This is a genomic window from Cryobacterium sp. Y50, assembly GCF_002929805.1.
GTDB lineage: Bacteria > Actinomycetota > Actinomycetes > Actinomycetales > Microbacteriaceae > Cryobacterium.
In genome coordinates this window covers 42,097-68,323 of the sequence record NZ_PJJM01000103.1, presented here as the reverse complement: position 1 = coordinate 68,323, position 26,227 = coordinate 42,097, and the positions used below count along the sequence as shown (strand labels likewise).

Here is a 26,227-nt window from a genome sequence, read left to right as displayed (position 1 = left end):
TCAGAATCGTCTCTTGAAGCGCGAAATCATGGGGACTGCGCCAGCAGCCGCTAGGCCAGAAAGCAAGCCGGCCGGAATGGCCAATCCGGCTGGCCCTGTTTGCGGGTCCAGAGGAGTGGCCAGGCCGAACAACGGTCCGGCGGCGGCACCACTGACCACCGGGTCCGTCACCACCGGCACAGTCACGGATGCGCCGGACGACTGGGCCGTGCCGGTTCCTGCTGCGGTGGTTACGGCTGTCGTTGTCGGGGTGACGTTCATGACGGGCGCCGCTAGGGGGCTAATGCCTTGCTCAATGGCGGTGGCTGCGGCCTGTGCCTGCGTTACCCAGCTGGCCGGCAGCGGCGCGTACCCCTCGGGCAGTTGCCCGAGCTCCGGCCCCGATACCTGTCCGGCACCGGCGGCGTAGCGAATCATATTGGCGTACTTTGCACGGAGAACGGAATCGGTCTGCAACGGGTTGAGCGCAGCGTAGACGGGCATAGCCAGGGGATAAGCATTCGATGCCGCAATCGCAGCGGAAGAATCCGGATCAAGTTCCAGAACCTTCGGTTGAGCGGCAGATGGAGTCATCGCCGAAGCTGCGGCGGTCAGCGATGCCTCCGTCGGCGCAACGTACTCGCCGGCCGAATTCAGCAGGGACGCGGTGACATTCTGGTAGCGGGCGGCCGCGGCCGTCGTCGTCAACCCCAGAACACCCTGTTCGCCGACCAGGCTGCGAGCGGTCTTGGCATATTTGGGCGGGGTGTACGTCGTATCCCAACCGCCGAGCAGCTGGCCATCACCCCGAAGGGTCAGGTAGGCGCCATTCTCAAAGGCCGAGGTGTACGGGCGCCAGGTCACGAGATTGACCGGGCCCTCCCCGTTGGACCCCATCGTCCCGGCCTTCTCAACCGGGTCCGCCTTGGGAAAATTGTCTCGCGGCAGACTCAGGCCGATTGTGCTGGGGTTCAGCGTTGCACTCGTGGAAAACCACGGGTTCACGACCATGCCCCAGGGATCGGGTGTTCCGGCGAGGAAGGCGACGGCGTCTGGATCACTCAAAACGTAGCGCCACAGGGCAACAGCCAGGTCTGATCGGCCGGAGGGAACCAGCAGATCAGCTAACGACGTGCTGTTCAAGTCTTGTGAAGCCCATTCCTCATCGTTGATCGTGAGGAAGTCTCGATCCCGCGTGAGGTTTGCGGCATTTTTACCTTGGTCCAGATAGCCGTTGTAATTCACGTGGCCGAGGTCAGCCCCGGGGGGCAGGGAAGAAATATACGACGAGGTCAACAGCTTGGCCACGAGGCGCGGGGTGAGCTTGAGACTCGTAAATGCCTGGGTCTCCCGGTCTTTGTATTCTTGTTTGATGCCGTCTATCGGGGTGACGCGCCGGTCGACGGCAAACGAGATCGACAATCCCGAGATTCCGACGGGGGCGTATTGCAGCGGGTCGGGGGCCCCGTTCAGGGTCTCGGTGCTCAACGGCCGCGACGTGAGCGCCAGCGGACTGGGCGCGGTCTTGCTGGCCTTCACTGCGGCATCCGCTTCATTGCCCGTGCTCAAGACGAAGGCAGAGTTCGTGGCGCCCGCGCACAGGTTGGGCTGCCACGACGCGATCGCTCCGCTGATTAGTTCGCTACCAGAGAGTGCGGCCTCGGCCCCACCGATTTCACAACGGATGCCCACCGGCTTGAAATCCAATTTGACGGCAACATGGTGCTGCCAAGCGTCCCAAAACAGCCCGGGTCTGATGATGCTCGTCACTCCAGAGTCGCCCGTTCCACGCGGTATCACGACCAACCAGCAGGATTTCCCGACAATGGGCTGACCGCTCACAATGATCGGTTGGCCGCATCCCAGCCCCGGGGACTCCATCGACGTTTGCACCTCGAACTTCACGGAACCGGCTCCGGTGTCATCGGCGCAAGCCCACTTAATTTCATTCGACGTGAACTGGGTGAAGAATTCGTTGGTGTTCACGTCAATGGACGTATCGTGCTTGAGTACGCCCTGGGCGTTAGGTACCACTGACGCAACCGTTTCACCGCTGGCGGCCCGGAATGGAATGGACGTATACGTTGGCGACAATCCCCCGGTGCCCTTCGCGGCGTACTGCACATCCTCGGGCGCGATGCTCTTGAGATTGAACTCCTCGTCGCTGGGGTCAGTGACGTTATCGAGCACGTTGGAGTCGCGCCCCGCATTGGGGAAGGCGCCATACTGGCACGTCGTTCGGTCGGGATGTCCAGAGTTCAGCGGGTCGTCGCCCCAGCACTGGGCGATCTGCATGAAGTTTTCGCCGCCAACATTCCCCTGCGGTCGCACCGATTTCTTGCCACCAGTCCAACTCACTAAAATCCCCTGTGAAACCAGGTCGGTGGTCTTTGACACCGTCACCGCGAGGTCGGGGAACGGCGCATTGTCGTAGTCGAGGTCGAAACTCCGGGCAGCGACGGTGACAGCACTCGAGGTGGAGGCCTCGGCCGGTGTCGGTACCAATACCGACATCAACGACACTCCCAGGCCGACGATCAATCCAACGACCATTCCGGTGGCAGCAGCACGAGTCGCCGTGGACCGCCCTAAAAACAGACGCCGTTGGCCAGACTTCAGCGCGCTCATTTGACCGCTCCCGGTGCCGACTTGCGTTTCAATCGCGGCCAGATGAGCGGCGGCAGCAATGCGGCCGCCAGGAGAAGAACAGCCGCAAAGAGCATGGTCGACTGTCCAGCGCCCCAGGCGGAAGACGCCAGGGTGAACGGTGCGGCCACCGCAGCCCCTGAGATACCGGTTCCGCTGATCAGGGTGCCGTTTTCGTCGTAGCTGGCCGTCACTCCGGTGGTCGCACTGGCGGGCGCGGCGGTTGAAGCAACTGAACCGGCCACGGCGTTGGAGGCGCTGCCGCCAGTACCGGCACCCGAGATGAGCGTCTCGGCCAGGGACCCGCCAGTGCCAGTGGTGCACTGGTTTGCGCCCACCTTGTCGCATTCAGCCGGCTGCGGCGCGGTCAGTGCGAGCTGGTTGCTCGATGGGGAGTCGCCGGGCTTGAAGGTGGGGTTGTTGCAGGCTGCGGGGTCCGGTGCTGGCGCGGAACCGGGAATGCGTCCGATCTGTGCGAAGCCGGCGAGCACCAGGTTCATCGGCAGCGGCGAGTAGCCGAGGGCCTCAGCCTGCTGCTGGCCCTCACACAGCAGGTAGCTGGCGAACGCACCGAGCGTTGCACCCTTATTGGCCGTGAAGACTCCGCCGGCAACCACCTCGGTGGGCACAATCATGTAGGAGTAACTCGAGAGTGGGTAGGTGCGCGGGTCCGTGTTGTTATACACGCCATCCAGAATCTGGGTGAGGTAGTCGGGGCCGGGCGTGCTGTTGATCTGAGCCTGCATAAGGGCGACGGCTACGCTCGGGGCGGTCGGCTCGACATAATATCCGGCGGTATTGAGTACCTTGGCCACCGGAAATCCCGATTCGAGGGCATAGGAGTATTCGACATAGGTGATGGCGCCTTCGCCGTAGTCCTGGCTGACATAGCCGGCGACGCCGGAAGAACCACTCTGGCCCTTCATGTTTCCGGTGAGTGGATACTGCGAGGTGAGTCCGCACGGGGTTGCCTTGCCAACGGATGCGCAGTACGAGTTCCACAGGTCAGTGTGCTGCTTCGACATCCATAGGGTGAACTGCGCCGTTGAACCGGAGCCGTCTGAGCGCACCACCGGCACGATGCCCTTGTCCGGCATGGACAGGCCCGGATTGTCGGTGGCGATGGCCGGATCGTTCCAGTTAGTGATGACTCCGGTAAAGATCTTGGTGATCGTTTCACCGCTTAGGCGCAGGTTAGATACCCGTACGCCGCCAATCTTCAAGTTGTACATAAAAGACGAACCACCGGCCACAATCGGCATGTATGCAAAACCTCGGGTGGGCACCTCTGGTGCCGATCCGTCTTCGGGCTTCGACTGAAAGGGAATCTCACTGACCGCGTAGTCCACAGTGCCAGCGGCGAAGTCTCGACGTCCGGCCGATGACCCCACCCCCGAATAGTTCACTTTCATTCCATAGTTGGCGGCGACATTTGAGCGCCACTGATCGAGGGCGTTCTGCGACCAGGTGGAACCGGTACCGGTGATCGGATCGTAGGTGACAGCCTGGGCGGGAACCACGTTCGCCACACTCGCTGCGACGATGAACGCAATGCTCACCGTGCGGGCTACGCGCGCCCAGAAATTTTTTCGCGTCACGATGACGACTCCTCTTTTGGTAATGCAGGACGATCTGGTGCTGCGGGAAGGTCGGAAACTGGGTCCGCGTCCGAAGCAGGCGCCGAGGTCAGCAACAAACGACGATCCGCCGCAATCGTGATGCGCTGCTCGTCGCGAGCGGATGCCGCCAGCATCCGGCGCTGCTGGCCGTGGGACAGTTCTCCCGGCCCACGGCCACCGATCAGTCGGGCCGCTGCGAATAGGGCCAGCACGAGCAGGATCAGAACGGCCGCGGTACCGAAACCGCGCGCAATCATGTTCGGTTCTGGCGACTTGACGAAGTCAAAGACCTGCAACGGCAACGAGATCATGGGGCCAGAGAACGGGTTGAGATTTGTCATCGCGGTGACTCCGGAGGTCAGCAGCACCGGCGACGTCTCGCCAATGCCGCGCGCCGTGCCGAGGATGACGGCCGTCGCCAACCCTGGTCGAGCCGTGGGCAGCACGATATGCCAGACCGTGCGCCAACGGGTAGCGCCCAAAGCGTAGGCCGCTTCGCGCAGGTTCCCAGCGACCAGTCGCAGCACAATGTCGGAGGCGCGAATGACGATGGGCAACATCATGACGGTGATGGCCATGGCCGCCGCAAATCCAGAACGCTGGTGCGTGATCAACACGATGATCGCCGAATACACGAACAGACCAGCCACAATCGATGGCAACGCCGTCATGGCGTCAGCAACGGTTCGAACGAACTTCGCGAAGCGCCCACCGATCTCGTTCAAGAACAACGCGGTGAGAATGCCCAGCGGAATAGTGATCGTCAGGGCGATGCTGATCTGTATCAAAGTACCGAGAACAGCGTGCAGGATTCCGCCCACGGAGAGCGGATCGAGCGGACCAGCCAATTCCATATTCTCGATGAAGAAGTTGAGGTGCGGCAACGCGTTTTGCCCACGTACCAGGGTGTAGGCGACGACGAAGATCAGGGCGCCGAATAGGACCACGCCGGCGCTGGCTAAGAGCACCGAAACTACCCGGTCCTTGATTTCCTCGCGGTCCGCCTTCATCCCCACCAACACGGCGTAGAAAGTGATGAAGAGGATGAATGACACGATGGTCCAACCCACTCCGCCAGACAGCGGGGTAAACCAGCCGAAGAGCAACGTTCCCACAGCGATGCCGGCTACGGCAGCGCCAATGAGATCGAAGCGATCGTCGAGGCGCACGGCTCGAACCCGTCGACGCGGCCCGATCTCAATCCCCTCCGATGCGGGAATAATTGTGGTCGTCCTGGTTGGTGCCGTGCGGGGAGTGAGCGTGTCAGTGAGCATGCTTAGGCCTCACTATCGGCGCCGGAACGCGAACGGGCCACGATAGACGAAGCGGTGTAGTTGACCATCAGGGTAATCAAAAAGAGCACGAGGCCCGCCGCCATGAGCGCCGAGAGACCAAACTCACTCGACTCGCCGTAGCGCAGCGCGATGAGCGCAGACACCGAGTTACTGCCGGTCTTGAGCACCTGCCAGTTGATCGTGAAGATGGGCGAAATGATCATGTAGACGGCAATGGTCTCCCCGAGTGCTCGGCCGAGGCCAAGCATCGTTCCACCGATGATTCCACCGCGGCCAAACGGCAGAACAACGGAGCGGACCATACCCCAGCGGGTCGACCCGAGGGCGAAGGCAGCCTCACGCTCGCCGTTCGGGGCCTGCGAAAAGGCCTCACGCATAACGGATGTCTGGGTCGGTACGACCATCAGGCCCACGACGATTCCGGCGATGACGGCCGATGACGTGAAGGCGCTGGCTTCGGTCAAGACCTGACCGGAGGCATCCGTCACTTGAAAGAAGGGAATCCAACCGAAGTAGGTCGAGATCCAGGAAGCCACCGGAATGACGTTGGCCTGCAGGAAGAAGACGCCCCAGAGTCCAAAAACAACGCTGGGCACGGCCGCCATCAGGTCGACCAGCGTGATGAGGGTCTTGCGCAGCTGGCCCTGGGCAATCTCGGAGATGAGTAGTGCCGTGCCGAGGGCGAGCGGTACGGCAACGCACATCGCAATCAGGGCGATAGTGATGGTGCCAAAGAGGATCGACGCGATTCCGAAGACCTGGGTTTCCGGTGACCACTGCTGTTCGACCAGAAAGGAGAACCCTGACACCTGCAGGGCGCTGCTCGCCCGGAGCGAGAGGAACAGCCCGACGGCAAGCATGATACCCACCGTGGTCGCACCAGCTGTGACTGCGACCGACTTGAACACGGAGTCCGAGCCCGATGGCCGCGGAAGCAGAGACCGGCGCGGAGCATCGTCGAAACCGGGTGTCCAGCCCACCGACGTGGTCGGCTGGCCGAGCGGCTCAGTGGGGTTAGTCGTGGTCACGATGCGTCCTCAGTCAGTCTCGGAAAGTGGCTGAAACAGTAGGAGCTTCGTGGCCTGAGGTCGATTTTGATTTTGGAAAGTGAACAGCAGGTGTCAACTGGGTGATCCACTGGTGATCTACTGGTGATCTACTGGTGATCTACTGGTGATCTACTGGTGATGGGAATACGTGCAGCGTCCGCTGAAGGTGAGAGACTCAGCCCGTGAACATTGTGGGTGTCGGAGTAGTGGTCTGCGTCGGGATTGGCGTGGGCGTTGGCGTGACCTCGGGGGTGTGAATGGGGGTCGGTTCCGGACCTGTTGACACCACTATCGTGACGATCTCGCCCAGTCGATGCACGATCCCCTCGCCGGGTTCGCTCGTCACAACCGTGCCAGGAAATGCAGCTGCGTTGGCCCGAAAATCGATCTGTGTGAGGAATCCCGCAGCCTGTAGCACGGTCATGGCGCCATCGGGCGAGCGGTTTGGAAGGGAGGGAATCAGGTTGAACCCCGAGGCGATTGTCAAGTCGATGGCCCCGCCGGAAACCACGCGAGTGCCCGCTACCGGTGCGAGCGCCAGCACGCTGTCACCTGGATTCGCTGAATTCTCCAGGGTGAGTGTTCCCACTCGCAGCCCCGCAGCTTCGAGCACAGCTTTAGCCGCCGCAAGGCTGAGGGACTCCAGCTCCGGGACGACGATCGAGGCAGCAACTGGGACCACAGCCTGCTGCACCGGGGCAGCCACTGGCGGTGACACGCTGGGGGAAGCAACCGGGGCCTGGCTCGCGAAGTCATTTCCTGGCTGTCCCTGTCCTTGGGCAGCCAGCACCCAGCCCCCCGCCACGCAGGAGATGACGAGCAGAAGCGCAAGCCAACCAGCGAAACCGGGATGAGGCTGTCTCTGGCGCGAAAGCGCCCGCACGCCCGGCTCGTTGCCCCGAGCTGTCGCCGTCGCCGAGGTCAGCTGCTGCGCAAGAACAGAGGTGATCTGGTCGGCAGTGCCCAGTGCTGGCCCGGTGAGAATTCTGGTTCTCGCCTCCGTGCGGGAAATGCCCGTCGTTGCGAGCGATTCGATCGCCGAGAGCATGTCGCCGGCACTCGCAAACCGGCTTCCGCGATCCTTGAGCAGCGCCTTGACGACGATGCCATCGAGCGCGCGGGACACGCCCGACCTCACCACGGAAGGGACCGGGGGCGGAGACTGCGCGTGCGCGCGCAAGACTGCGGCAACCGTCTCTCGCGCAAACGGCGGCCGGCCGGTCAGGGCGAAGTAGAGCACCCCGCCCATCTGATAGATGTCGCCGCGTTCGTCGACCGCTAGTCCCTGCGCCTGTTCTGGTGAGAGGTAGTTCATCGTGCCGAGAACCCCCATCGGCTCGCCGTGTACGTCATTCGGCGCAGCCATTTCTGCGCTTACGATGACGGTGCTGCGCCCCGCAACGTCCGCCAGCCCGAAGTCGAGCAACACAACCCGTTCGGCCGATAGGGAACCGTCTGGTTCAGGCGCCACCATGATGTTGGCCGGCGACACGTCACGGTGGATGAGCCCCACGGAATGTACCGCGATAAGCGCCTGCAGCACTCCTCGAGCCATGGCAAGGGCATTACTGACAGATAGCGGACCATCTCTTTCCACTATCTCGGCCAGACTCGATCCAGAAGCAAGCGCCAGCGCAATCCAGGCTTGGGGTACGTCGCAAGGTTCCCCCGCGCTGTCCAGGTCACCGGCATCACAGTGCCGCACGTCGTCATCTCCCCCGATGTCGAGAACATTGATGACGTTCGGATGGCGTACCTCGGACGTCGCACGGGCCTCGGCGAAGAACGCCGCCCGGGACTCAATCGATCCGGACAGGTGTGGATGCAGAATCTTCAAAGCCACAGGCAGCCCCGAGACGACCTCGACGGCCGAGAAGACCGACGCTGTCCCGCCCGTGCCGAGCAGATCTCCGAGGCGATACCGGCCAGCGATAAGACCGACAACGGAGGCATCCGTCATCGACGTTACCTACTCGAACGTCGCCGGGTCACCACGACAAGATTTTCGTCGCTTCTGCCTGCTTGCGTGGGCCGCCATTCTGTGGAACGGGCGCATCGGCTATGACCACCGCTTCGCCCAATGCCGCGATGGTTGCCGCCGCAGCTTCGAGGCTCGCGGCGGCAGCAGCAAACCAGCGACCGTTGGTCATCACGACTGTTTCGCCCAGCAATATGCAGAAACCGTGGGTTCCCGACGAGGGACCAATCACCGACGTAGCTCGCATTTCCGCCACGAGGCCCTGCAGTCGCAGAACGTGTGCCCGGGCACTCCCCAGCGAACTGTAGACCGACGCGCTGCGCCCGAGTTCTCGATTGTTGGGGGCGAGAAGGCGCCATAGTCCGGCCTGAACGGCGGCAACGTCCGGGCAATTGCCGGGCGAGAGACGGGCGTGACCGACGGCGAACCGGCGCTGATTTGACCACGAAGAGTCGCCCAGCCCTGAAGTCGCGGATCAGCCAGTGTGCTAAATGCCGAGAACACGATGTGACTTTTGCCTGGCATGCTGGCTCCCGTTGACAATGAGCACACACCTTGTCCGTCTATGTGGTGCGACGACTGGAGTGAACCCGGCTAGACGAGAACTTTCCGTCGCAAAGGTTGCGATTAGTTGGCTGACAGGTTGCCGGACGATGAACGACGGGTGACTAATCGGAGCACCAGGGTCGTGTGGTCTCGGCAGCTACCGGCGCAGGGCTTTGCGCGCGAGGTAGTTCCCTAAGAATTGGACGAGCTGAACCAGCACAATGATCAGCAACACGGCGGCCCAGGTCACGATGGGGTTGAACTGCCGGTAGCCGTAGAGTAGGGAGAAGCTTCCCAAACCGCCGCCGCCGACGTAGCCGGCGACCGCTGACATGTCCACGAGCGCGACAAAGATGAACGTGTAGCCAAGGATCAGCGGTCCGAGCGCTTCGGGCAGCAATACCGTGAAGATGATGCGAATCGGCCCAGCTCCGACACTGCGCGCTGCGTCGATCACCCCGGGCGTCACCGTGAGCAGGTTCTGCTCCACGATGCGGGCCATGGCGAAGGACGCCGCGAGCGCGATGGTGAAGATGATCGCGTTATTGCCGATACCGCTGCCGGTGACAGCCCGAGCAAGCGGCTGCGCTGCGGCGAGAAATATAATGAACGGAATCGGGCGAACAAAGTTCACTAGCAGGTTGAGCACAAAAAACAGCGGTTTGTTCTCCAGGATGCTGCCAGCTCGGGTGAGATAGAGCCCGAGCCCGATCAGCAGTCCGCCGAGGCCGCCAAAAAACAGGGTGAGTGCGACGATGTAGAGCGTCTCGTAGGTGGCAGTCCAGAGTTCAGGCAGCAGATCGATCAGGGCATCCATGTCAGCGCACCTCCGTGACGGTCGTGAGCGTTCGAATATGCGCGAGCACGGTGTCGATAACCGGATCAGCTCCCGTGAGGGCGAGGGTCAGATGCCCGAACGGGCGCCCCTGAATCTCATTGATGCCGCCGTACACGACCTCAAATGCCACGCCCGCCCTCGACAGCTCGCCGAAGACGGCCGTCTGATCGACCGCGCTGTCGCGAAAAGCGAGGGTGACGAGGCGTCCACTGTGCCGCGCGCGCAGCACCGCGAGCTCGTCGGGCGAGGGAACCCCCTTCACCACCGTCGAAACGAATCGAGCGGATGCCGCCTGTTGCGGATCCGAGAACACATCGAAGACGGGTCCGCGCTCGATAACCCGACCCTGGTCCATCACTGCGACCTTGGTCGCGATGGTTTGGATGACATCCATTTCGTGAGTGATCACGATGATGGTGACCCCGAATTCTGCGTTCACGCGTTTGAGCAGCGCGAGCACCTCATGCGTGGTTTCCGGGTCGAGGGCGCTTGTCGCCTCGTCGGCGAGCAGAATGCTCGGCTGCGTGGCGAGGGCGCGGGCGATGCCCACCCGCTGCTTTTGACCACCGGAGAGCTGGTCCGGAAATGACCCTGCCTTATCGGCGAGGCCGACGAAGTCGAGCAATTCGGCCACGCGGGCGGCGCGCTGCTCCTTGGGATGACCAGCCACTTCAAGCGGATAGGCCACGTTGCGGGCTACCGTGCGGGAACCGAGCAGGTTGAACTGTTGAAAGATCATGCCAATGCCGAGGCGCACCTGGCGCAGCTCACGCTCCCGCAGGGCCGCGATGTTTTGCCCGTTCACCCAAATCTCGCCGGAGGTGGAGTGTTCGAGCGCGTTGACGAGCCGCACCAGGGTACTCTTGCCCGCACCGGAATAGCCGATGATGCCGTAAATATCGCCAGCCTCAACATCAAGGCTGACACCGTCGATCGCCGTGACGCTCTCGCCGTCTTTGGTCGTGGGCGGGTATACCTTGCCCACGTTGCGCAGACTAACTACAGCCATCCGTTTGCCTCGCTCATTTCATACTTATAGCGCTGAACACAACAGCGCAGTCCGGGCCTCAAGCTCCCCGCGGACTGCGCTGTTCCCAGAACTGATGTCTATATTTGGAGGCTGTCTACTTGGCGGCCTTGATATCGGCCTGAACCGTCGCGAGCGACGCTGCCAGGTCGGCCGCCGGAGTGGTCACCATCTCGGCGGTGTCACCGGAGACAGCCATTACGCCGTCCTGTACGTCCTGGGAGTTCTGGTAGATCTCGATGAGCTTCAGGAACGTCTCGTTATTCTTGTCTACGTCACGCGAGACGAAGATGTTGATGTAAGGCAGTGCCTGGGGGTCGGTTGCGTCGTCGGTCGCGATGGCATCCTCGAATTTGAGTCCACCCTTCTCGGCGAAGTCATTGTTGATGACCGCGGCGGCGACGTCGGGCAGCGAGGCTACAGTGAGCGACGCTTCGAGGGCTGTGACCTTGACCTTTGAGGCCGCTTCGTCGATGTCGTCGAGGCCCGAGAAAATCGAGCCGCCGTCTTTCAGCACGATAAGACCGTTGGACTGAAGAACGACGAGCGCGCGAGCCTGGTTGCTATCGTCGTCGGGCACTGCGACGGTGTCGCCCTTGACGATGTCGTCAATACTGCCGTACTGCGTCGAGTACAGACCGAGCGGGTAGATCGCCGTGGCACCGATCGGGGCGAGGTTCTCGTTGCTCGCCTCGTTGTACTCGGCGAGGTAGACGATATGTTGAAACTGATTGATGTCAATCTCGCCAGCGGCGAGGGCCGGGTTCAGCTGTGGGTACTGCGCAAAGTCGACGATCTCGATCTCAATGCCCTCGGCCGCGGCGGCCGCGGTGTAAACCTCCCAGTACGGGTCGCTTGCTCCGACGACGCCGATCTTGATGGCGTCGCCGTCGGTGCCGGCGGCCGGCCCTTCGGAGGCCCCGGCGCAGCCGGCCAGCAGGGCGACTAGCGGTACGACGGCGAGTGCGGCGAGCACGCTCTTAATAGTGGCAGTCTTCTTCACGATGATTCCTTCAGGCGAGTTCAGTTTCAGATGGCATGGGTATTGCCTGCAGCGGATGCCCCCGCAAACGAAATAACGCATCATTTCGACTGTTTGCGGGCATGTAAAACCCACCAGTCAAACAAGGGGATGTGCCCACGCGGGGCGATGTACCGCGGCTGCGCAGGTACCCCTTAACGATACGTGCCGAAGCTGCGACGCGTGGGCTGCTTCGACACACTGCGTCACAGCTTCTGCGACATCAACCCTCGATCAACTCGGTAAGTTCGACCCAGCGGGTTTCGAGCGCTGCGATGGTCTCTTCGAGTTCGGTCAATTTCATGCCGAGGGTACCGAGACCGGCAAAGTCCGACTGATCATGTGCGGCCAACTTCTCGTGCTTCTGTGCAATACGTTCCTGCAGCTTGACCATCTTTCGGTCGATCGAGCCAAGCTCCTTCTGGGCGTTGCGCAGTTCGGCCCCACTCAAGGTGGGAACATTCTTGGTCTTGCTCGAAGCATCCGTCGGCGAACCAGCTGCCGGACCGGCAACGGCCTGACGGCGCACCTCGAGGTACTGGTCGACGCCGCCGGGCAGGTGACGAAAGTCGCCATCCATGACCGCGTACTGATTGTCGGTGACGCGCTCGATCAGGTACCGGTCGTGCGAGACGACGAGAAGGGTGCCGGGGAAGGAATCCAGCAGGTCTTCCATGGCGGCGAGCATGTCTGTGTCGAGGTCGTTGGTGGGCTCGTCGAGAATGAGCACGTTGGGCTCGTCGAGCACGATCAGCAGCAGTTGCAAACGACGCTTCTGGCCACCGGAGAGGTCCTTGACCTGGGTGGTGAGCTGGGCACTGAGAAAGCCCATGCGTTCGAGCATCTGACCGGGTGTGATCTCCTTGCCGCCGGCCATGTAGCTCGTCTTCTGGCGGCCGATGACGTCGCTCACGCGGTCGTTGCGAATCTCATCGAGTTCGAACAGCTGCTGGGTGAGCACGGCGACTTTGATGGTCTTGCCGCGCTTCACGTGGCCGGCCGTGGGTTGCAGGGTGCCGGCGACCAAGTTCAGCAGGGTGGACTTACCGGCACCGTTGACGCCCATGATGCCGGTGCGCTCACCCGGCGCGATGCGCCAGGTGATGTCGTTCAGCACGGTCTTGTCGCCGAACTTCACACCGATGTCGATGAGGTCGACGACGTCCTTGCCGAGACGCTGCATGGCCATCGACTGCATCGAGACAGTGTCGCGGGGCGGCGGCTCGTTTTCAATCAGCACGTTGGCAGCATCGATGCGGAACTTGGGCTTCGCTGTGCGGGCCGGGGCGCCGCGGCGCAGCCAGGCAAGCTCCTTCTTCATGAGGTTCTGGCGTTTGGATTCGACCACGCTACTCATGCGGTCACGCTCGACGCGCTGCAGAATATAGGCGGCGTAGCCTCCCTCGAAAGGCTCGATCAGGCGGTCGTGCACCTCCCAGGTGATGTTGCAGACCTCGTCGAGGAACCACCGATCGTGGGTGACGACCACGAGTCCGCCGCTCTGAGCGGCCCAGCGGGTCTTGAGATGGCCGGCGAGCCAGGAGATACCCTCCACGTCGAGATGGTTGGTGGGCTCATCGAGAAAGATCACGTCGTAGTCGCCGATGAGCACGGCGGCGAGGGCTACCCGTCGGCGCTGGCCACCGGAGAGGTCGTCGACGAGGGCGTCCCACGGGATATCTCGAACCAAGCCGCCGATGACGTCGCGCACCTTGGCGTCGCCCGCCCAAACATGTTCTTCGATGCCGCCGACTATGGTGTGTCCGACGGTCTGACCGGAGGCAAGATCGTCGGACTGGTCGAGCATGCCGATGGTGACGCCGCGCCGACGGGTGACCCGGCCCTCGTCGGGCTCCATCCGGCCGGCCAAGAGGCGCATAAGAGTGGACTTGCCGTCGCCGTTCTTGCCGACGACGCCGATACGGTCGCCTTCGTTGAGGCCGGCGGTAACGCTGTCAAAGATGACGCGGGTGGGAAATTCGAGGTGCAGGGACTCAGCCCCGAGAAGATGTGCCATAGCCTCCGAGTTTACGGCACGCCGCAGCCCTCAAATCAGCCAGCACGACTTCTGTACCTTGCCACCATGCTTCGCAGCTCCCCCGGAATGACGCGGGCGTTTCGCAACTGTCCAGCAGATTGCAGGAGTTATGCCGGGAGGGGCTAGTCATTGATCAAGCGAGCGCCATGCACGGGACCAGTGGCTCGCACGACGCGCAAGCGGCTGGCGGAGAGCGCGACCTGCAATTCGAGCGCGCTGTCGGCGTCCGCTACCAGAAAGGCAACCGTTGGGCCGGACCCGGACAGGATGCCGGCGAGCGCGCCATTCTCTTCACCGAGCTGTAATACCTTGCCCAGGCCCGGCGCGAGGTGCAGCGCGGGGGCCTGCAGGTCGTTGTGCAGAACGTCAGCGAGCATGTGCGGGTCGCCGGCCCGCAGTGCCTGTAGCACATTCGCGTCGACAGACGGCTGATGCTGGGCCGGGAAGATGTCTTGTGCGTGGCGGTCGCGGTGCCGATCGAGTTCCTGATAGACACCGGGCGTGGACATGCCGAAATCCGCCAAGGCGAGGACCCACTGAAACTTCCCCTTGGCCAGGGCCGGGCTGAGCTGGTCGCCGCGGCCGGTGCCGATGGCGGTGCCGCCGGTGAAGGAGAACGGCACATCGGCGCCGAGTGTAGCCGCGATGGTGAGCAGTTCATCCTTGGTGGCGGTGGTGCCCCAGAGCGCGTCGCAGGCGAGCAGGGTGGCCGCGGCATCGGCCGATCCGCCGCCCATTCCGCCAGCGATCGGCACGTTCTTTTCAATCTCGAGGTGCACACCGCCGCGGTAGCCAGCCTTGCGAGCGAGGGCCCGAGCTGCCTTAATAGCCAGATTCGTTCCGCCAGTGGCGAGCCCGGAGGTGTCGATGCTGCCGCTGAATTCGACCGAGAAGTCGGTAGCGGGGCTGGCACGCACCTCTTCGAACAGGGAGACTGCTTGATAGGCGGTCGCGAGGTCGTGGTAACCGTCTTCCATGACGGCACCGACCTTGAGAAAGACGTTGATTTTGCCGGGGGCCCGCGCGTGCACAACAGGGGCCCCCACAGTCGTCGTCATGCGTTAAACCTAGCCCAGCTGCATGGCCGCTATCGACGCAGCGACCACCAGCCGCGCCTGCAGCGCCACCTTGGCCGGAACAACATCGGCGGAGTCGCCCAGCCGCTGGTGGGTGAGCAAAACGGATGTTCGGTCCGCTTTGCTCGGGCTAGCCGTCGCCAGCACCGTCTGTCCGCCGTCCAACGCCCACCGGGCAGTCAGGTCATTCATGGCCCGACTTTCCGATTGCGCAGCCCGCAGCGGTGTATCTGACACACCGAAACGCTATCAAGCTGCCCCGTTCGGCGCAAAACTTCGAGTCAACGGGTTTCTAAAGTTGGTGCACCGTGCCGTGCAAGTCTTCTAGTTCTCGGTCCAGACGCGGGCGATGGCGAGAAAGTCGTGCACGGTCAGCTGCTCGCCGCGCGTCGTCGGGTCGATTCCAGCGGCCGTCATGACAGCGGATGCCGCACTCGAATCCCCGAGAACGACAGAGAGTGACTGCCGCAGCATCTTGCGACGCTGCTGAAAGGCCGCGTCGACGAGCGCGAAGGTCTTGAGGCGCAGTGCTTCGGATTCGAGGGGAGCCTCGCGGCGTTCAAAGGCGATCAGGATCGAGTCGACATTGGGTACCGGCCAGAACACCTGACGGCTTACCTTGCCCGCGGTGCGAAAATGGCCATACCAGGCAGCCTTCACGCTCGGGCTACCGTAAACCTTGCTGCCGGGCGGGGCTGCGAGACGCTCACCAACCTCGGCCTGCACCATGACAACACCGGCCCGAATAGATGCGAAGCTCTCCAGCAGGTAGAGCAACACCGGCACCGAGACGTTGTATGGCAAATTCGCGACGAGCCGGGTGGGGTCTCCGGGCAGCTTGGTGATCTTCAGTGCGTCCGCGCGGATCACCGTGAGCTGGGCATCCGGCTGCATCAATTCGACGGTGAGCGGCAGCTGCTCGGCCAGTCGGTCGTCGATTTCGACGGCGACGACGCTGGCGCCGATTTCGAGCATGCCGAGGGTGAGCGAACCGAGTCCGGGCCCAACCTCGACGACGGTGTCGCCGGGTGCTACGGCGGCGACCTTAACGATTCGCCGAACGGTGTTGCCGTCGATGACGAAGTTTTGGCCGAGCTTCTTGGTGGGGTTGACGCCGAGCATCTCGGCGAGGTCGCGAATCTCGGCCGGGCCGAGGAGGGTCTTCGTCGGCTTCTTCAGGATGGCCGGGTCAGCCGGCAGCTGCGGCGTCGGAGCGGGTTCGGCCGCTGCCACCGTGACGCGCGGGGCGACGGGAATGTGCTCCGCGGAGTGACGGCCGGTCATGCCAGGCCGCCGAGCGGAGGCGGGGCGGAGTTCTGCTCGTCGATGCGACCGGTTCCGGGCACGACCGACCGGGCGGCAAAGGCTGCGGTGACGGGCTCCGCATCCCAGCGGCCGTAGACCAGCTCGGTGTTGGCGGTGATTTGCGCGGCGAGCAGGGATACATCCGTTTCAAGGTGGGCAGCCATGCCACGCAACGTGTTGGGCAGTAGATACGGCGCGTTGGGCCGGCCCCGGTAGGGCAGCGGTGTGAGGAAGGGCGCATCCGTTTCAACCAGCAGCAGGTTGCGCGGCGCGGTGATCAGGGCGGCGCGCAGGTTATCGGCGTTTTTGAACGTGACGTTGCCAGCGAAAGACATGTACCAGCCTTGCGCGGCACACAGCCGAGCCATGTCGGCGTCACCCGAGAAGCAGTGAAAGACGGTGCGTTCGGGAGCGCCGACCCGAAGCAGCGTTTCGATCACGGCCTCATGGGCATCACGGTCGTGAATCTGCAGCGCCAGGTTGTTCTCCTTAGCGATACGAATGTGCTCTTCAAAGGAGCGAAACTGGGCGGCGCGGCCTTCTTCAGGCGTGCGAAAGAAGTCGAGTCCGGTCTCGCCGATGGCGACGACACGCGGCTGGCTGGCGAGTTGGTTGATCACCGCGAGGGCGTCGTCGAGGGTACCGGCTTCTTCAAGTGCAGGGGCCTCGTTGGGGTGGATGGCAACGGCAGCGAGCATGCGCGGCTCGATTAGCGCCGCGGCGGCCGACCAGCGTGACGTTTCCACGTCGCCGCCAACCTGGATCACGCCCCGCACTCCAACGCTCGACGCGCGGTCGAGCTGTTCCCGATAGCTGAGCGGATACTCACCGTCTGCGATTTCGAGATGGGTGTGGTTGTCGTAGATGGGAATCGTGAGCGGCTCGGGAAGCGGCGGGTAGCTCAGGTCACGGCCGGCAGTGTTTTCGCGGCGGCGAATGGCACTGCCGTAACCGTCGATGCCTCCGTCAAGCCCAGGCAAGTCATTAGGCATCGGTCGGCTCCACGATCGATTCGATGCGCGGGAACAGCGGTTCAAGGGCGCTGACCTGGGCGCCGCCAGTCCACTCCCAGGCCCGATCGAGGCGCTGGTCGGCGAGGGCGCCGTCGCCGCCGAGGGCGGTCCACAGCTTGCCGGTGGCGATGGGAATGACCGGCGAGAGCAACACGGTGAGGGTGCCGAGACCGCGCACGGCGGTGTGCAGCACTGTCTCCAGGCGGGCCCGGGTTTCCGGGTTCTTGGCCAGTGCCCACGGCTCCTGCAGGGTGATGTAGCCGTTGAGCTCGTCGACGAGTTCCCACACACTGGCGAGGGCGTCGTGGATGGCGAGGGTCTCGATGAAGGCACCGGCGGCATCCGTCACCCGTTTTTCCGTCGCCGCAATCGCGAGGTCGTCGCCGGCGAGCTCGCGGGCGACAGGCACGATGCCGTCGCAGTAGCGCACGACCATGGCGATCACGCGGGAGGCGAGGTTGCCAAAGCCGTTGGCCAGCTCGGACTGGTAGCGGGCCGAAAGGTCTTCCCAGCTAAACGATCCGTCCTGACCGAAGCTGATAGCGCGCATGAAGTAGTACCGAAAAGCGTCGGAGCCGAAGGTGTCTGTGATCTGGCTCGGGGCAATACCGGTGAGCTTGGACTTGCTCATCTTCTCGCCACCGACCAGCAGCCAGCCGTGGCCGAAAACCTGCTTGGGCACCTCAATTCCGGCGGCCATGAGCATGGCCGGCCAGATGACGGCGTGAAAACGCAGAATGTCCTTGCCGACGATGTGGGTGGCGGGCCAGCGGCTTGCAAATTTCTCATCATTCTGGCCGTAGCCGGCCGCGGTGATGTAGTTGAGCAGTGCGTCGAACCAGACGTAGACAACGTGGGACTCGTCCCACGGCACCTTGATGCCCCAGTCGAAGCTAGAGCGGGAGATGGAGAGGTCGCTCAGGCCGCGCTTGACGAAGGACATGACCTCGTTGCGGGCCGCTTCCGGCTGCACGAAGTTGGGGTTCTCTTCGTAGAGGGCGAGCAGCCGCGCGGCGAAGGCACTCATCTTGAAGAAGTAGTTCTTCTCGTGCAGCAGTTCGACCGGCTTGGAGTGGATCGCGCAGACCAGCTGACCGGCGTACTCGCCGGTGCCGTCGACGAGATCGGTGGTCTGCTTGTATTCCTCACAGCCGACGCAGTAGTAGCCCTCATACTCGCCGGTATAGATGTAGCCCTCGTCGTGCAGGTGTTGCAGAAACTTCTGCGCGTTCACCTCGTGGCGCTCGTCGGTGGTGCGGATGAAGTCGTCGTTGGCAATGTTGACGGTCTCCAGCAGCGGCTTCCACGCGGTCTCGACCAGACGATCGGCCCATTCCTTTGGTGTGACGCCGTTGGCGGTGGCGGTGCGCAGAATCTTCTGGCCGTGTTCGTCGGTGCCGGTGAGCAGCCAGGCGTCCCAACCCGACTGCCGGTGCCAGCGTGCAAGCACGTCGGCGGCGACTTCGGTGTAGGCGTGCCCGATGTGCGGCACATCATTCACGTAGAAAATGGGCGTGGTGATGTAAAAAGAGCCTGCGGACATGCGTTCATCTTATGCGGGGAGGGGCGAGCGTCTCGCCCCGTTACTCCCTGATCAACCCAGCGGAAAGGCCGATCGGTCGGGTTTCGGCGTGATCGCGCCGGTTTTGGCCTGCAGCGCGTGCTCGTAGAGTTCGCGTTTGCCGAGCCCGCTGGCCGCCGAAACGTCTGCTGCGGCCTCCTTCAAGCGGATGCCGCCTGCCACCAGTTCGAGCACCTCGGTCACTCCCATGGCCAGGTCCAGGACCCGCACTGAGGCTCCCGCAACGACGATGCAGATCTCGCCGCGCACCCCCGCCGCCGCCCACTCGGCCAGTTCGCTCGCCGTACCGCGTTTGACCTCTTCGAAGAATTTGGTCAGTTCGCGGCAGACCACGACGCGGCGGTCAGGGCCGAGGGTAGCGGCGAGGTCTAGCAGCGAGTCCGCCAAGCGATTGGGCGATTCGAAGAACACCATGGTACGGCGTTCGGCGCTGAGATCGCGCAGCAGTTTGACCCGTTCGCCGTGTTTGCGCGGCAGGAACCCCTCGAAAGTGAACCGGTCGGTCGGCAGCCCGGACACGGCGAGGGCTGTCAGCACGGCGGACGGACCGGGCAGCGCCGTGACCTGCACGCCGGCGGCGACCGCGGCATCCACTAAATGAAAGCCGGGATCGGAGACGGTGGGCATGCCTGCATCGCTGAGCACCAGAATGTCCGTGTCGCGGGCGAGTTCGACCAGTTCGACCGCCTTGCTTCGTTCGTTGTGGTCGTGCAGAGCAATGAGTCTGGGCCGATTCTCGATGCCGAGGGCCTTAAGCAGGTGCACGGTGACGCGGGTATCTTCGGCCGCCACGATGGTGATGGTGCTTAGTGTCTCGATCAGGCGCCGGGAAGCGTCGCCGAGGTTTCCGATCGGGGTGGCAGCAAGAATGATCATGCTGCAATTCTCGCAGCCTGCGCGGAGCATCCGTTCTTCCCTCGCTCTGTACGATGGTCAGGTGCTCGCAACTAGTCGATGGGTTCGCTGGGGCACCCACCTCGCCGTGGTTCTGTTGGCTGCCGTGTTACGGCTGTGGAATCTTGGCTCACCGCACGCGCTCGTCTTCGACGAGACCTTCTATGTCAAGGACGCCTGGAGCCTGTTCAATAACGGCTACGAGTCCACCTGGCCGGAAGACGCCAACGTTCAGTTCGAAGCCGGCCACACCGACATCTTCACGACCGACCCGTCCTTTGTCGTGCATCCGCCGATCGGAAAATGGCTCATCGGGCTCGGCATGAATCTGCTTGGCCCCGACAACCCGTGGGGCTGGCGGCTGGCGACGGTCGTGGTGGGGGTGCTCGCGGTCGTATTCATCATGCTCGTGGCGCAGAAGCTGTTTCAGTCCCGCCTGCTCGCCCTGATCGCCGGTTTTCTGCTCGCGATCGACGGGCACGCCATCGTCATGAGCCGCGTTGCGTTACTCGACAACTTCGTGATGTTCTTCGCCCTGCTCGGTTTCGGGGCAATTCTGCTGGACCGCGAATGGCACGCGACTCGACTCGCCAGCCGGCTGGCCGGGCTCCGCGAGCAGGGCTGGGGTCCGGCGCTGTGGTGGCGGCCGTGGCTGCTCACCGCCGGCCTTGCCTTCGGTCTGGCCAGCTCGGTGAAATGGTCCGGCGTCTATTTTCTCGCCGCGTTCGGCATTTACCTCGTCGTCGTCGACGCGCTGGCCCGTCGCCGCAATGGCGTGGCGTTCTGGCTTAGCGCCGCCATTCTCAAACAGGCTCCGGTCACGTTTCTGCTGCTGGTTCCGATTGCCGTCACGACGTTCCTGGTTTCCTGGACCGGCTGGTTTGTCACGCGCGGGGGATATTACCGTGACTGGGCAGACGGGGCGGGGGCCGCCTGGACCGGTCCGTTCGCCTGGGTTCCGAATACCCTGCAAAGCTTTTGGCACTACCAGGCGGCTGCGTACACCTATCACGTGGGACTCGCCACACCGCATCCGTACCAGGCAAACCCGTTGACCTGGCTGTTCATGATTCGACCGACCAGTATGTACTACCGCGGTTCCAGCTCGGGTGAATTCGGCTGCCAGCTGCAGAGCTGCTCTGAGGCCATCACTTCCGTCGGCAACCCTCTCATCTGGTGGGCGGCGACAGCAGCACTGTTCTACCTCGTCTACCGGCTGGCTCGGTATCGGGAATGGCGGGTCGGCTTCATACTGATGGGCATGGTCGCCGGCTACCTCCCATGGTTGATGTACCTGAACCGCACGGTTTTTCAGTTTTATACGATCGCCTTCGAACCGTACCTGCTGCTCGGGCTCACCTTCGTCATTGGGCTGGTGCTGAAGCAAATTCCCGACCAGGCGCGGCCAGAACGGAGGCATTCAGCACATTCGCAGGTACCGGAATACGACCCCAAACCGCGGCCTGGGGCTCTTCGGGCGGTCCTCGTCGGCCTCGGCGTCGGCCTGCTGCTCACGGCGTTCTTCTTCCCGGTGTGGACCGGAATGCAGACGTCACTGGAGTTTTGGCAACTTCACATTTGGATGCCAAGTTGGCGATAGATCGGTCGAATACATTCTATTTTTGGCATATGCTGTCTGGGAATGCTGTGTGAATGAAGCGCAAACCGGGGTCGGACGAACGTAGAATAACCATTATCTGCACGACGAGTAATTGCTCACGTCCCGACTGAGAAGTCCCGATCCACTAAGGCCTCATGTCGGAATCACTAGCCGCACCCTCGGTCCGTATCATCAGGACCCGCCCGGGTGGAGACACCAAGAACCCCACAACCGAATATTCCGCACTGCTGCACACCGTGCGTAATCTGGGCCTGCTCGGCCGTCGCACCGGTTTCTACTGGACGGTATTCTCCATCCTCGTCGTCGCCACGGGCGGTGCTGTTGCCGGTTTCGTTCTGCTCGGTGACACCTGGTACCAGCTGATTATCGCCGCAGCCCTCGGCCTCATTTTCACCCAGTTCGCCTTCCTGGCGCACGAAGCTTCGCACCGCGCCGTGTTCACCTCCGGCAAAGCCAACGACCGCGCCGGTCGCATCTTGGCCAACCTGTTCGTCGGCATCAGCTACGCCTGGTGGATGACCAAGCACAGCCGTCACCACGCTCAGCCGAACGTCATCGGTAAGGACCCCGACATAGAGCCTGACTTCATCGTGTTCCGCGAGGAAGACGCCAAGAAGGTCAGCCGCATCGGCGCACTCGTCACCCGCAAGCAGGGCTACTTCTTCTTTCCGCTGTTGATGTTCGAAGGCATCAACCTGCACATTCAGGGCTTCAAGACCGTCTTCGGTAAGCACAAGGTCGACCAGCGCTGGATCGAGATCACGATGCTCGTCACCCGCATCTCGCTCTACCTCGCCGTCATCTTCTACTTTCTGCCGCTCGGCATAGCCTTCGCCTTCGTCGGCGTGCAGATGGCCGTGTTCGGCGTCTACATGGGTGCATCCTTTGCCCCCAACCACAAGGGGATGCCGCAGCTTCCGGCCGAAAGCAAGGTCGATTTTCTTCGCCGCCAGGTGCTCACCAGCCGCAACATTCGCGGTGGCACCTTCATCGATACCTACATGGGCGGACTCAACTACCAGATTGAGCACCACCTGTTTCCGAACATGGCCCGCCCGCACCTGCGCAAGGCGCAGGAAATCGCCAAGGAATACTGCCAGTCGCACGACGTGAAGTACACCGAGACCGGCGTCTTCGAAAGCTACGGCATCGTCATCGCCTACCTCAACAAGGTCGGCTTGGCCGCTCGTGACCCGTTCGACTGCCCAATGACCGCACGGTTCCGCACGCACTAGTCTCACAGCACCGCATGCACGAAGGCCGTCTCTCCGGAGGCGGCCTTCGTGCATGCGGTGCTGGTTCACTTTGATTGGCACCGTGTGGCCACGCTCTTTGGTGCGCTCGCACCCGTACCATCCAGAGGCCACACCATGCACGGTCTTGTCAGAGACATCGGCATCATCGCTACCACCGGCGTGCCGCTCGATCTGGCACTCTCCCCCGCATACGCTGCCGACAGCGACACGGTTGACGCCACCATCAGCGCCGGACTCCTGACCTTCGAGGCCAGTGCGCCCAACGCGATGACCGCTGTCATGCACTACGGCAGCTCCAGCGAGTCCTCGACCGGCACGACCCCGCAGTGGAAGGTCGTCAACGCTCGCGGCACCGCAGCCGCCCCGACCAGGTCTTGAATCTGCATTGTTGCCGCAAGGGAGGCTTGAGATTTAAACCGCACACCCACCGGCTACTGGCATCCGGTCTGCGACCCACTGACGGCTTTCCCGGCCGAAAGACTTAGCATGGGAGTGTGACAGCGTACGTCTCGGCCCTCGACCTCTTCTCCATCGGCATTGGTCCATCCAGTTCCCACACCGTGGGACCGATGCGCGCTGCGCGCGTTTTCGCCGAACACCTGGTCGCGACCGGCCGATTGGCGGAGGTCACCCGCATCCGCTGTTCACTTTTTGGTTCGCTTGGTTCCACGGGACTCGGCCACGGAACCCCCAATGCCGTCCTGGCCGGCCTCCGGGGACTGCGACCCGAAACCTGCGATCCGAGCGACGTGCGCGCGGCCTGGTCCGGCCTGGACACCGGCGCGACCATCACGCTGCTCGGCGGGCACACGATCCCGATCCGCCAGAGCGATGTGCACTTCGAACCGCGCACCCGGCTCCCCGGGCATCCGAACGCGCTGACCATTTCCGTTTTTGGCACCGACGACTCGATGGCCCTGTTCGAGGAGACGTTCTATTCCATCGGCGGTGGGTTTATTCGGCACGATGGCGACCAGGTTTTAGTGGCCGCTCCCCAGCAGCCGCTCCCCTTCGAGTCCAGTGCCGAATTGCTCGCGCTGTGCGACGCGCACGATCTAAGCATCTGCGAGATCGCGCGCCGCAATGAAGAAGCAATCCACGGCAGCGCCGTGCTCGATGCCGGACTCGACGCCATCTGGCATGCCATGCACGTCTGTGTCGAAGCCGGACTGGTCGCCGAGGGCACCCTGCCGGGCGGTCTCAAGGTCAAGCGTCGCGCCGCAGCGGTACGTATGCGCTTAGAAGAATATGACCGCGTGCCCACACACGACCGGGACACCTCGACTGAGTGGCTGCATGCCTTCGCGCTCGCGGTCAACGAAGAGAATGCGGCCGGTGGCCGCGTCGTCACCGCGCCCACCAACGGGGCGGCTGGTATCATTCCGGCGGTCGGCCATTACTACCTGCGCTTCGTTCCGAAAGCGGATGCTGCCGGCATCCGTCGGTATCTGCTCACCGCAGTGGCCATCGGGTCCCTGGTCAAGGCCAACGCCTCAATTTCCGGTGCCGAAGGCGGCTGCCAGGCCGAGGTCGGAGCTGCGTGCGCAATGGCGTCCGGTGCGCTCTGTGCCGTGCTCGGCGGCACACCTCGCCAGGTCGAGAATGCGGCCGAGATCGCCATGGAGCATCACCTCGGACTGACCTGCGACCCGGTCGGTGGCCTGGTGCAGGTGCCCTGCATCGAACGCAACGCCATCGCCTCGTCGACGGCCGTTTCGGCGGCCCGGCTGGCACTGCACGGCGACGGAACCCACCTGGTCTCTCTCGACACTGTGATCGAAACCATGCGCCAGACCGGACTCGATATGATGACGAAGTATAAGGAAACCAGTGAGGGTGGCCTCGCAGTTAACGTGATCGAGTGCTGATCTGATCCCCAAATGGGGGTGGTCCAACCTGTCCAACCGGACCGATCTCCCCCTAAGCTGGCTGAACGCGTGGGTCGGCCGGGCCGCACCGTCTTTCTTTGAAGGGTCCTACCATTCGCACCGTTTTCGCACGTCGCCCCCTGGGCAGCGCCGTCGCTGCCCTCCTGCTCGTTGCTCTGGCCGGCTGCGCCGGTGAACCGGCACCTGCGGTGACGGTGACCATCACGCCGAGCGTCACACCGACACCATCGCCCACCCCGACGCCGACGCCCACTCCGATCCCCACGGAGGAAGCGGCATTGATTCCCAACCCGGAAGTACCCGATCTCGTGCCCAACGCTGAACCCGTGCCGCTGCCCCAGGGTCCGGCCGTCGACCACGGCAGCACGCCCGGTGCGCGCGGCGCAACCACATCGAATGGCAGCGGGGCGTTGCTCACCTATACGGTCATCGAGGGAGACGCTTTTTTCGATATCGCCCAACGATTCAATATTCCAGTGCAGTTGTTGCTCACGATGAATCCTTCGGTGCCGGGACTCGGCGAGAACATCTATATCAAACAGACAATCAACCTCGACTGGACCACAACGCTGTAGTTGTATGTCTCTGCATGACCTGAACCAACTCCGGTTCCGGCCGGTGTCGGCGGCCACCGTTAGCCTTGGATCATGACTTCACCCGTGCCGTCCTCGCTCGTTGTATCCAGCCCCGTTGTGTCCACGCAATGGCTGGCCGACCATCTCGGTTCCGACAATTTGGTCATTCTCGACGCCACCGTATTCGCTGTCCCCGCAGCTAACGACGGGCCGCATTACCTCAGTGGGCGCGATGACTATCTCACCAAGGGGCACATCCCCGGTGCCGTGTTCGCTGACCTGTTCGACGTTTTCTCTGACCCAGCCGGTGAATTCGACTTCTCGCGGCCGAGTGCCGAAATGTTTGAAGCGGCCGCGGTATCCGTCGGCATTGACAATGAGACCACGGTGGTCGTCTACGACGCCGTCGTCGGTCAGTGGGCGGCGCGCATCTGGTGGCTGTTCCGAGCCTTCGGCTACGACGATGTCGCCGTGCTTGACGGCGGCCTGGCGAAGTGGCACGCCGAAACGCGCCCGTACGCCACCGGCGGCACGCACCCAAGATTCGCCAGCGGCTTTGTAGCAACGCCGCGGCCCGAACTGTGGGTCGACAAGAGCTTCGTCGAGTCGATCGTCGCAGGCAAAGCCGATGCCGCCCTCGTCTGCTCAGTGCCGCCGGCGGAGTTCGCCGGTACGGCCGGAACCCGTCCGCGCGCCGGGCACATTCCGGGCAGCATCAGCTTGCCCGCCGCGAAGCTCGTCGACCCCGGCACGAACGCCTTCTTGAGTGGTGACGCGCTCAGGGCAGCTCTCGCACCGACCGTGACCTCGAGCGCTCACCTCGTGACCTACTGCGGCGGCGGAATCGCCGCGGCGGCCAGTGCTCTCGCGCTCATCCGCGCCGGCAACGAGCACGTCTCGATCTACGACGGGTCGCTCAACGAGTGGACGGCCGACGCGGCCGCGCCGCTGAACGCTCCCGGCGCGTAACGGCCGGGAGG

At 63.1% G+C, this 26,227-nt stretch carries 22 protein-coding genes; 6 read left to right on the top strand and 16 right to left on the bottom strand.

What is annotated here, in order from left to right; genetic code table 11:
- The 16 genes from CXY73_RS18320 to rsmI form a co-directional block, all read right to left on the bottom strand.
- Positions 1-2,607, bottom strand: a complete 2,607-nt coding sequence (locus CXY73_RS18320) for a hypothetical protein (RefSeq protein ID WP_104178540.1) — start codon at positions 2,605-2,607, stop codon at positions 1-3.
- On the bottom strand, positions 2,604-4,223 hold the full coding sequence (gene pstS, locus CXY73_RS18315) for a phosphate ABC transporter substrate-binding protein PstS (protein WP_233198445.1): 1,620 nt from the start codon (positions 4,221-4,223) through the stop codon (positions 2,604-2,606). The genes CXY73_RS18320 and pstS overlap by 4 nt, the downstream gene beginning before the upstream one ends.
- Complete coding sequence (gene pstA / locus CXY73_RS18310; RefSeq protein ID WP_104138693.1) at positions 4,220-5,518, bottom strand: phosphate ABC transporter permease PstA; 1,299 nt, start codon at positions 5,516-5,518, stop codon at positions 4,220-4,222. Before pstA ends, pstS begins: the two co-directional genes overlap by 4 nt.
- A 2-nt stretch (positions 5,519-5,520) precedes the next feature.
- Complete coding sequence (pstC, locus tag CXY73_RS18305; protein WP_233198444.1) at positions 5,521-6,567, bottom strand: phosphate ABC transporter permease subunit PstC; 1,047 nt, start codon at positions 6,565-6,567, stop codon at positions 5,521-5,523.
- Between the two features lie 196 nt (positions 6,568-6,763).
- The gene (locus CXY73_RS18300; protein ID WP_104178539.1) at positions 6,764-8,548 is read right to left on the bottom strand and encodes a PASTA domain-containing protein; all 1,785 of its coding nucleotides are present in this window, start codon (positions 8,546-8,548) and stop codon (positions 6,764-6,766) included.
- A gap of 28 nt (positions 8,549-8,576) precedes the next feature.
- Positions 8,577-8,738 (bottom strand): hypothetical protein, encoded by a 162-nt coding sequence (locus CXY73_RS22115; RefSeq protein ID WP_158254160.1) that lies wholly within the window; start codon positions 8,736-8,738, stop codon positions 8,577-8,579.
- A gap of 531 nt (positions 8,739-9,269) precedes the next feature.
- Positions 9,270-9,929, bottom strand: a complete 660-nt coding sequence (locus CXY73_RS18295) for a methionine ABC transporter permease (RefSeq protein WP_104138700.1) — start codon at positions 9,927-9,929, stop codon at positions 9,270-9,272.
- Position 9,930: 1 nt separating this feature from the next.
- Complete coding sequence (locus tag CXY73_RS18290) at positions 9,931-10,959, bottom strand: methionine ABC transporter ATP-binding protein (protein ID WP_104178538.1); 1,029 nt, start codon at positions 10,957-10,959, stop codon at positions 9,931-9,933.
- 115 nt (positions 10,960-11,074) lie between these two features.
- Complete coding sequence (locus CXY73_RS18285) at positions 11,075-11,980, bottom strand: MetQ/NlpA family ABC transporter substrate-binding protein (RefSeq protein WP_233198443.1); 906 nt, start codon at positions 11,978-11,980, stop codon at positions 11,075-11,077.
- 241 nt (positions 11,981-12,221) lie between these two features.
- Complete coding sequence (locus CXY73_RS18280; protein ID WP_104178537.1) at positions 12,222-14,015, bottom strand: ABC-F family ATP-binding cassette domain-containing protein; 1,794 nt, start codon at positions 14,013-14,015, stop codon at positions 12,222-12,224.
- A gap of 143 nt (positions 14,016-14,158) precedes the next feature.
- Positions 14,159-15,094, bottom strand: a complete 936-nt coding sequence (locus CXY73_RS18275) for a 4-(cytidine 5'-diphospho)-2-C-methyl-D-erythritol kinase (protein ID WP_104138710.1) — start codon at positions 15,092-15,094, stop codon at positions 14,159-14,161.
- Between the two features lie 9 nt (positions 15,095-15,103).
- Complete coding sequence (locus CXY73_RS18270) at positions 15,104-15,304, bottom strand: hypothetical protein (protein WP_104138713.1); 201 nt, start codon at positions 15,302-15,304, stop codon at positions 15,104-15,106.
- Between the two features lie 132 nt (positions 15,305-15,436).
- Positions 15,437-16,234: a 16S rRNA (adenine(1518)-N(6)/adenine(1519)-N(6))-dimethyltransferase RsmA gene (rsmA, locus tag CXY73_RS18265; RefSeq protein WP_233198463.1), complete on the bottom strand. Its 798-nt coding sequence runs from the start codon at positions 16,232-16,234 to the stop codon at positions 15,437-15,439.
- 158 nt (positions 16,235-16,392) lie between these two features.
- Complete coding sequence (locus tag CXY73_RS18260) at positions 16,393-17,409, bottom strand: TatD family hydrolase (RefSeq protein WP_104138719.1); 1,017 nt, start codon at positions 17,407-17,409, stop codon at positions 16,393-16,395.
- A complete protein-coding gene (metG, locus tag CXY73_RS18255; RefSeq protein WP_104178536.1) occupies positions 17,402-18,973 on the bottom strand; it encodes a methionine--tRNA ligase in 1,572 nt (523 codons plus the stop codon). Before metG ends, CXY73_RS18260 begins: the two co-directional genes overlap by 8 nt.
- 51 nt (positions 18,974-19,024) lie before the next feature.
- Positions 19,025-19,888: a 16S rRNA (cytidine(1402)-2'-O)-methyltransferase gene (gene rsmI, locus CXY73_RS18250; RefSeq protein ID WP_104138725.1), complete on the bottom strand. Its 864-nt coding sequence runs from the start codon at positions 19,886-19,888 to the stop codon at positions 19,025-19,027.
- Between rsmI and CXY73_RS18245 the strand changes: the two genes are divergently transcribed.
- The 6 genes from CXY73_RS18245 (at position 19,887) to CXY73_RS18220 (ending at position 26,216) form a co-directional block, all read left to right on the top strand.
- Positions 19,887-21,506, top strand: coding sequence for a dolichyl-phosphate-mannose--protein mannosyltransferase (locus tag CXY73_RS18245; RefSeq protein ID WP_233198442.1), 1,620 nt, complete (start codon positions 19,887-19,889; stop codon positions 21,504-21,506). The two genes, rsmI and CXY73_RS18245, sit on opposite strands and share 2 nt — an antisense overlap.
- Positions 21,507-21,661: 155 nt before the next feature.
- Positions 21,662-22,762, top strand: coding sequence for an acyl-CoA desaturase (locus CXY73_RS18240; protein WP_104138731.1), 1,101 nt, complete (start codon positions 21,662-21,664; stop codon positions 22,760-22,762).
- Positions 22,763-22,897: 135 nt separating this feature from the next.
- Positions 22,898-23,161: a hypothetical protein gene (locus tag CXY73_RS18235; protein WP_146071815.1), complete on the top strand. Its 264-nt coding sequence runs from the start codon at positions 22,898-22,900 to the stop codon at positions 23,159-23,161.
- 116 nt (positions 23,162-23,277) lie between these two features.
- Positions 23,278-24,651 (top strand): L-serine ammonia-lyase, encoded by a 1,374-nt coding sequence (locus tag CXY73_RS18230; protein WP_104178533.1) that lies wholly within the window; start codon positions 23,278-23,280, stop codon positions 24,649-24,651.
- A gap of 98 nt (positions 24,652-24,749) precedes the next feature.
- A complete protein-coding gene (locus CXY73_RS18225; RefSeq protein ID WP_104138740.1) occupies positions 24,750-25,247 on the top strand; it encodes a LysM domain-containing protein in 498 nt (165 codons plus the stop codon).
- Positions 25,248-25,319: 72 nt separating this feature from the next.
- On the top strand, positions 25,320-26,216 hold the full coding sequence (locus CXY73_RS18220) for a sulfurtransferase (RefSeq protein ID WP_104178532.1): 897 nt from the start codon (positions 25,320-25,322) through the stop codon (positions 26,214-26,216).
- The last annotated feature ends 11 nt before the right edge of the window (positions 26,217-26,227 follow it).

Excerpts from the sequence above, each read along its gene's own strand:
- CXY73_RS18320 (WP_104178540.1), bottom strand. The coding sequence starts at position 2,607 with ATGAGCGCGCTGAAGTCTGGCCAACGGCGTCTGTTTTTAGGGCGGTCC.
- pstA (WP_104138693.1), bottom strand. The coding sequence starts at position 5,518 with ATGCTCACTGACACGCTCACTCCCCGCACGGCACCAACCAGGACGACC.
- CXY73_RS18300 (WP_104178539.1), bottom strand. The coding sequence starts at position 8,548 with ATGACGGATGCCTCCGTTGTCGGTCTTATCGCTGGCCGGTATCGCCTC.
- CXY73_RS22115 (WP_158254160.1), bottom strand. The coding sequence starts at position 8,738 with ATGACCAACGGTCGCTGGTTTGCTGCTGCCGCCGCGAGCCTCGAAGCT.
- CXY73_RS18295 (WP_104138700.1), bottom strand. The coding sequence starts at position 9,929 with ATGGATGCCCTGATCGATCTGCTGCCTGAACTCTGGACTGCCACCTAC.
- CXY73_RS18290 (WP_104178538.1), bottom strand. The coding sequence starts at position 10,959 with ATGGCTGTAGTTAGTCTGCGCAACGTGGGCAAGGTATACCCGCCCACG.
- CXY73_RS18280 (WP_104178537.1), bottom strand. The coding sequence starts at position 14,015 with ATGGCACATCTTCTCGGGGCTGAGTCCCTGCACCTCGAATTTCCCACC.
- CXY73_RS18275 (WP_104138710.1), bottom strand. The coding sequence starts at position 15,094 with ATGACGACGACTGTGGGGGCCCCTGTTGTGCACGCGCGGGCCCCCGGC.
- CXY73_RS18270 (WP_104138713.1), bottom strand. The coding sequence starts at position 15,304 with ATGAATGACCTGACTGCCCGGTGGGCGTTGGACGGCGGACAGACGGTG.
- rsmA (WP_233198463.1), bottom strand. The coding sequence starts at position 16,234 with ATGCTCGGCGTCAACCCCACCAAGAAGCTCGGCCAAAACTTCGTCATC.
- CXY73_RS18260 (WP_104138719.1), bottom strand. The coding sequence starts at position 17,409 with ATGCCTAATGACTTGCCTGGGCTTGACGGAGGCATCGACGGTTACGGC.
- metG (WP_104178536.1), bottom strand. The coding sequence starts at position 18,973 with ATGTCCGCAGGCTCTTTTTACATCACCACGCCCATTTTCTACGTGAAT.
- CXY73_RS18245 (WP_233198442.1), top strand. The coding sequence starts at position 19,887 with ATGCTGCAATTCTCGCAGCCTGCGCGGAGCATCCGTTCTTCCCTCGCT.
- rsmI (WP_104138725.1), bottom strand. The coding sequence starts at position 19,888 with ATGATCATTCTTGCTGCCACCCCGATCGGAAACCTCGGCGACGCTTCC.
- CXY73_RS18240 (WP_104138731.1), top strand. The coding sequence starts at position 21,662 with ATGTCGGAATCACTAGCCGCACCCTCGGTCCGTATCATCAGGACCCGC.
- CXY73_RS18235 (WP_146071815.1), top strand. The coding sequence starts at position 22,898 with ATGCACGGTCTTGTCAGAGACATCGGCATCATCGCTACCACCGGCGTG.
- CXY73_RS18220 (WP_104178532.1), top strand. The coding sequence starts at position 25,320 with ATGACTTCACCCGTGCCGTCCTCGCTCGTTGTATCCAGCCCCGTTGTG.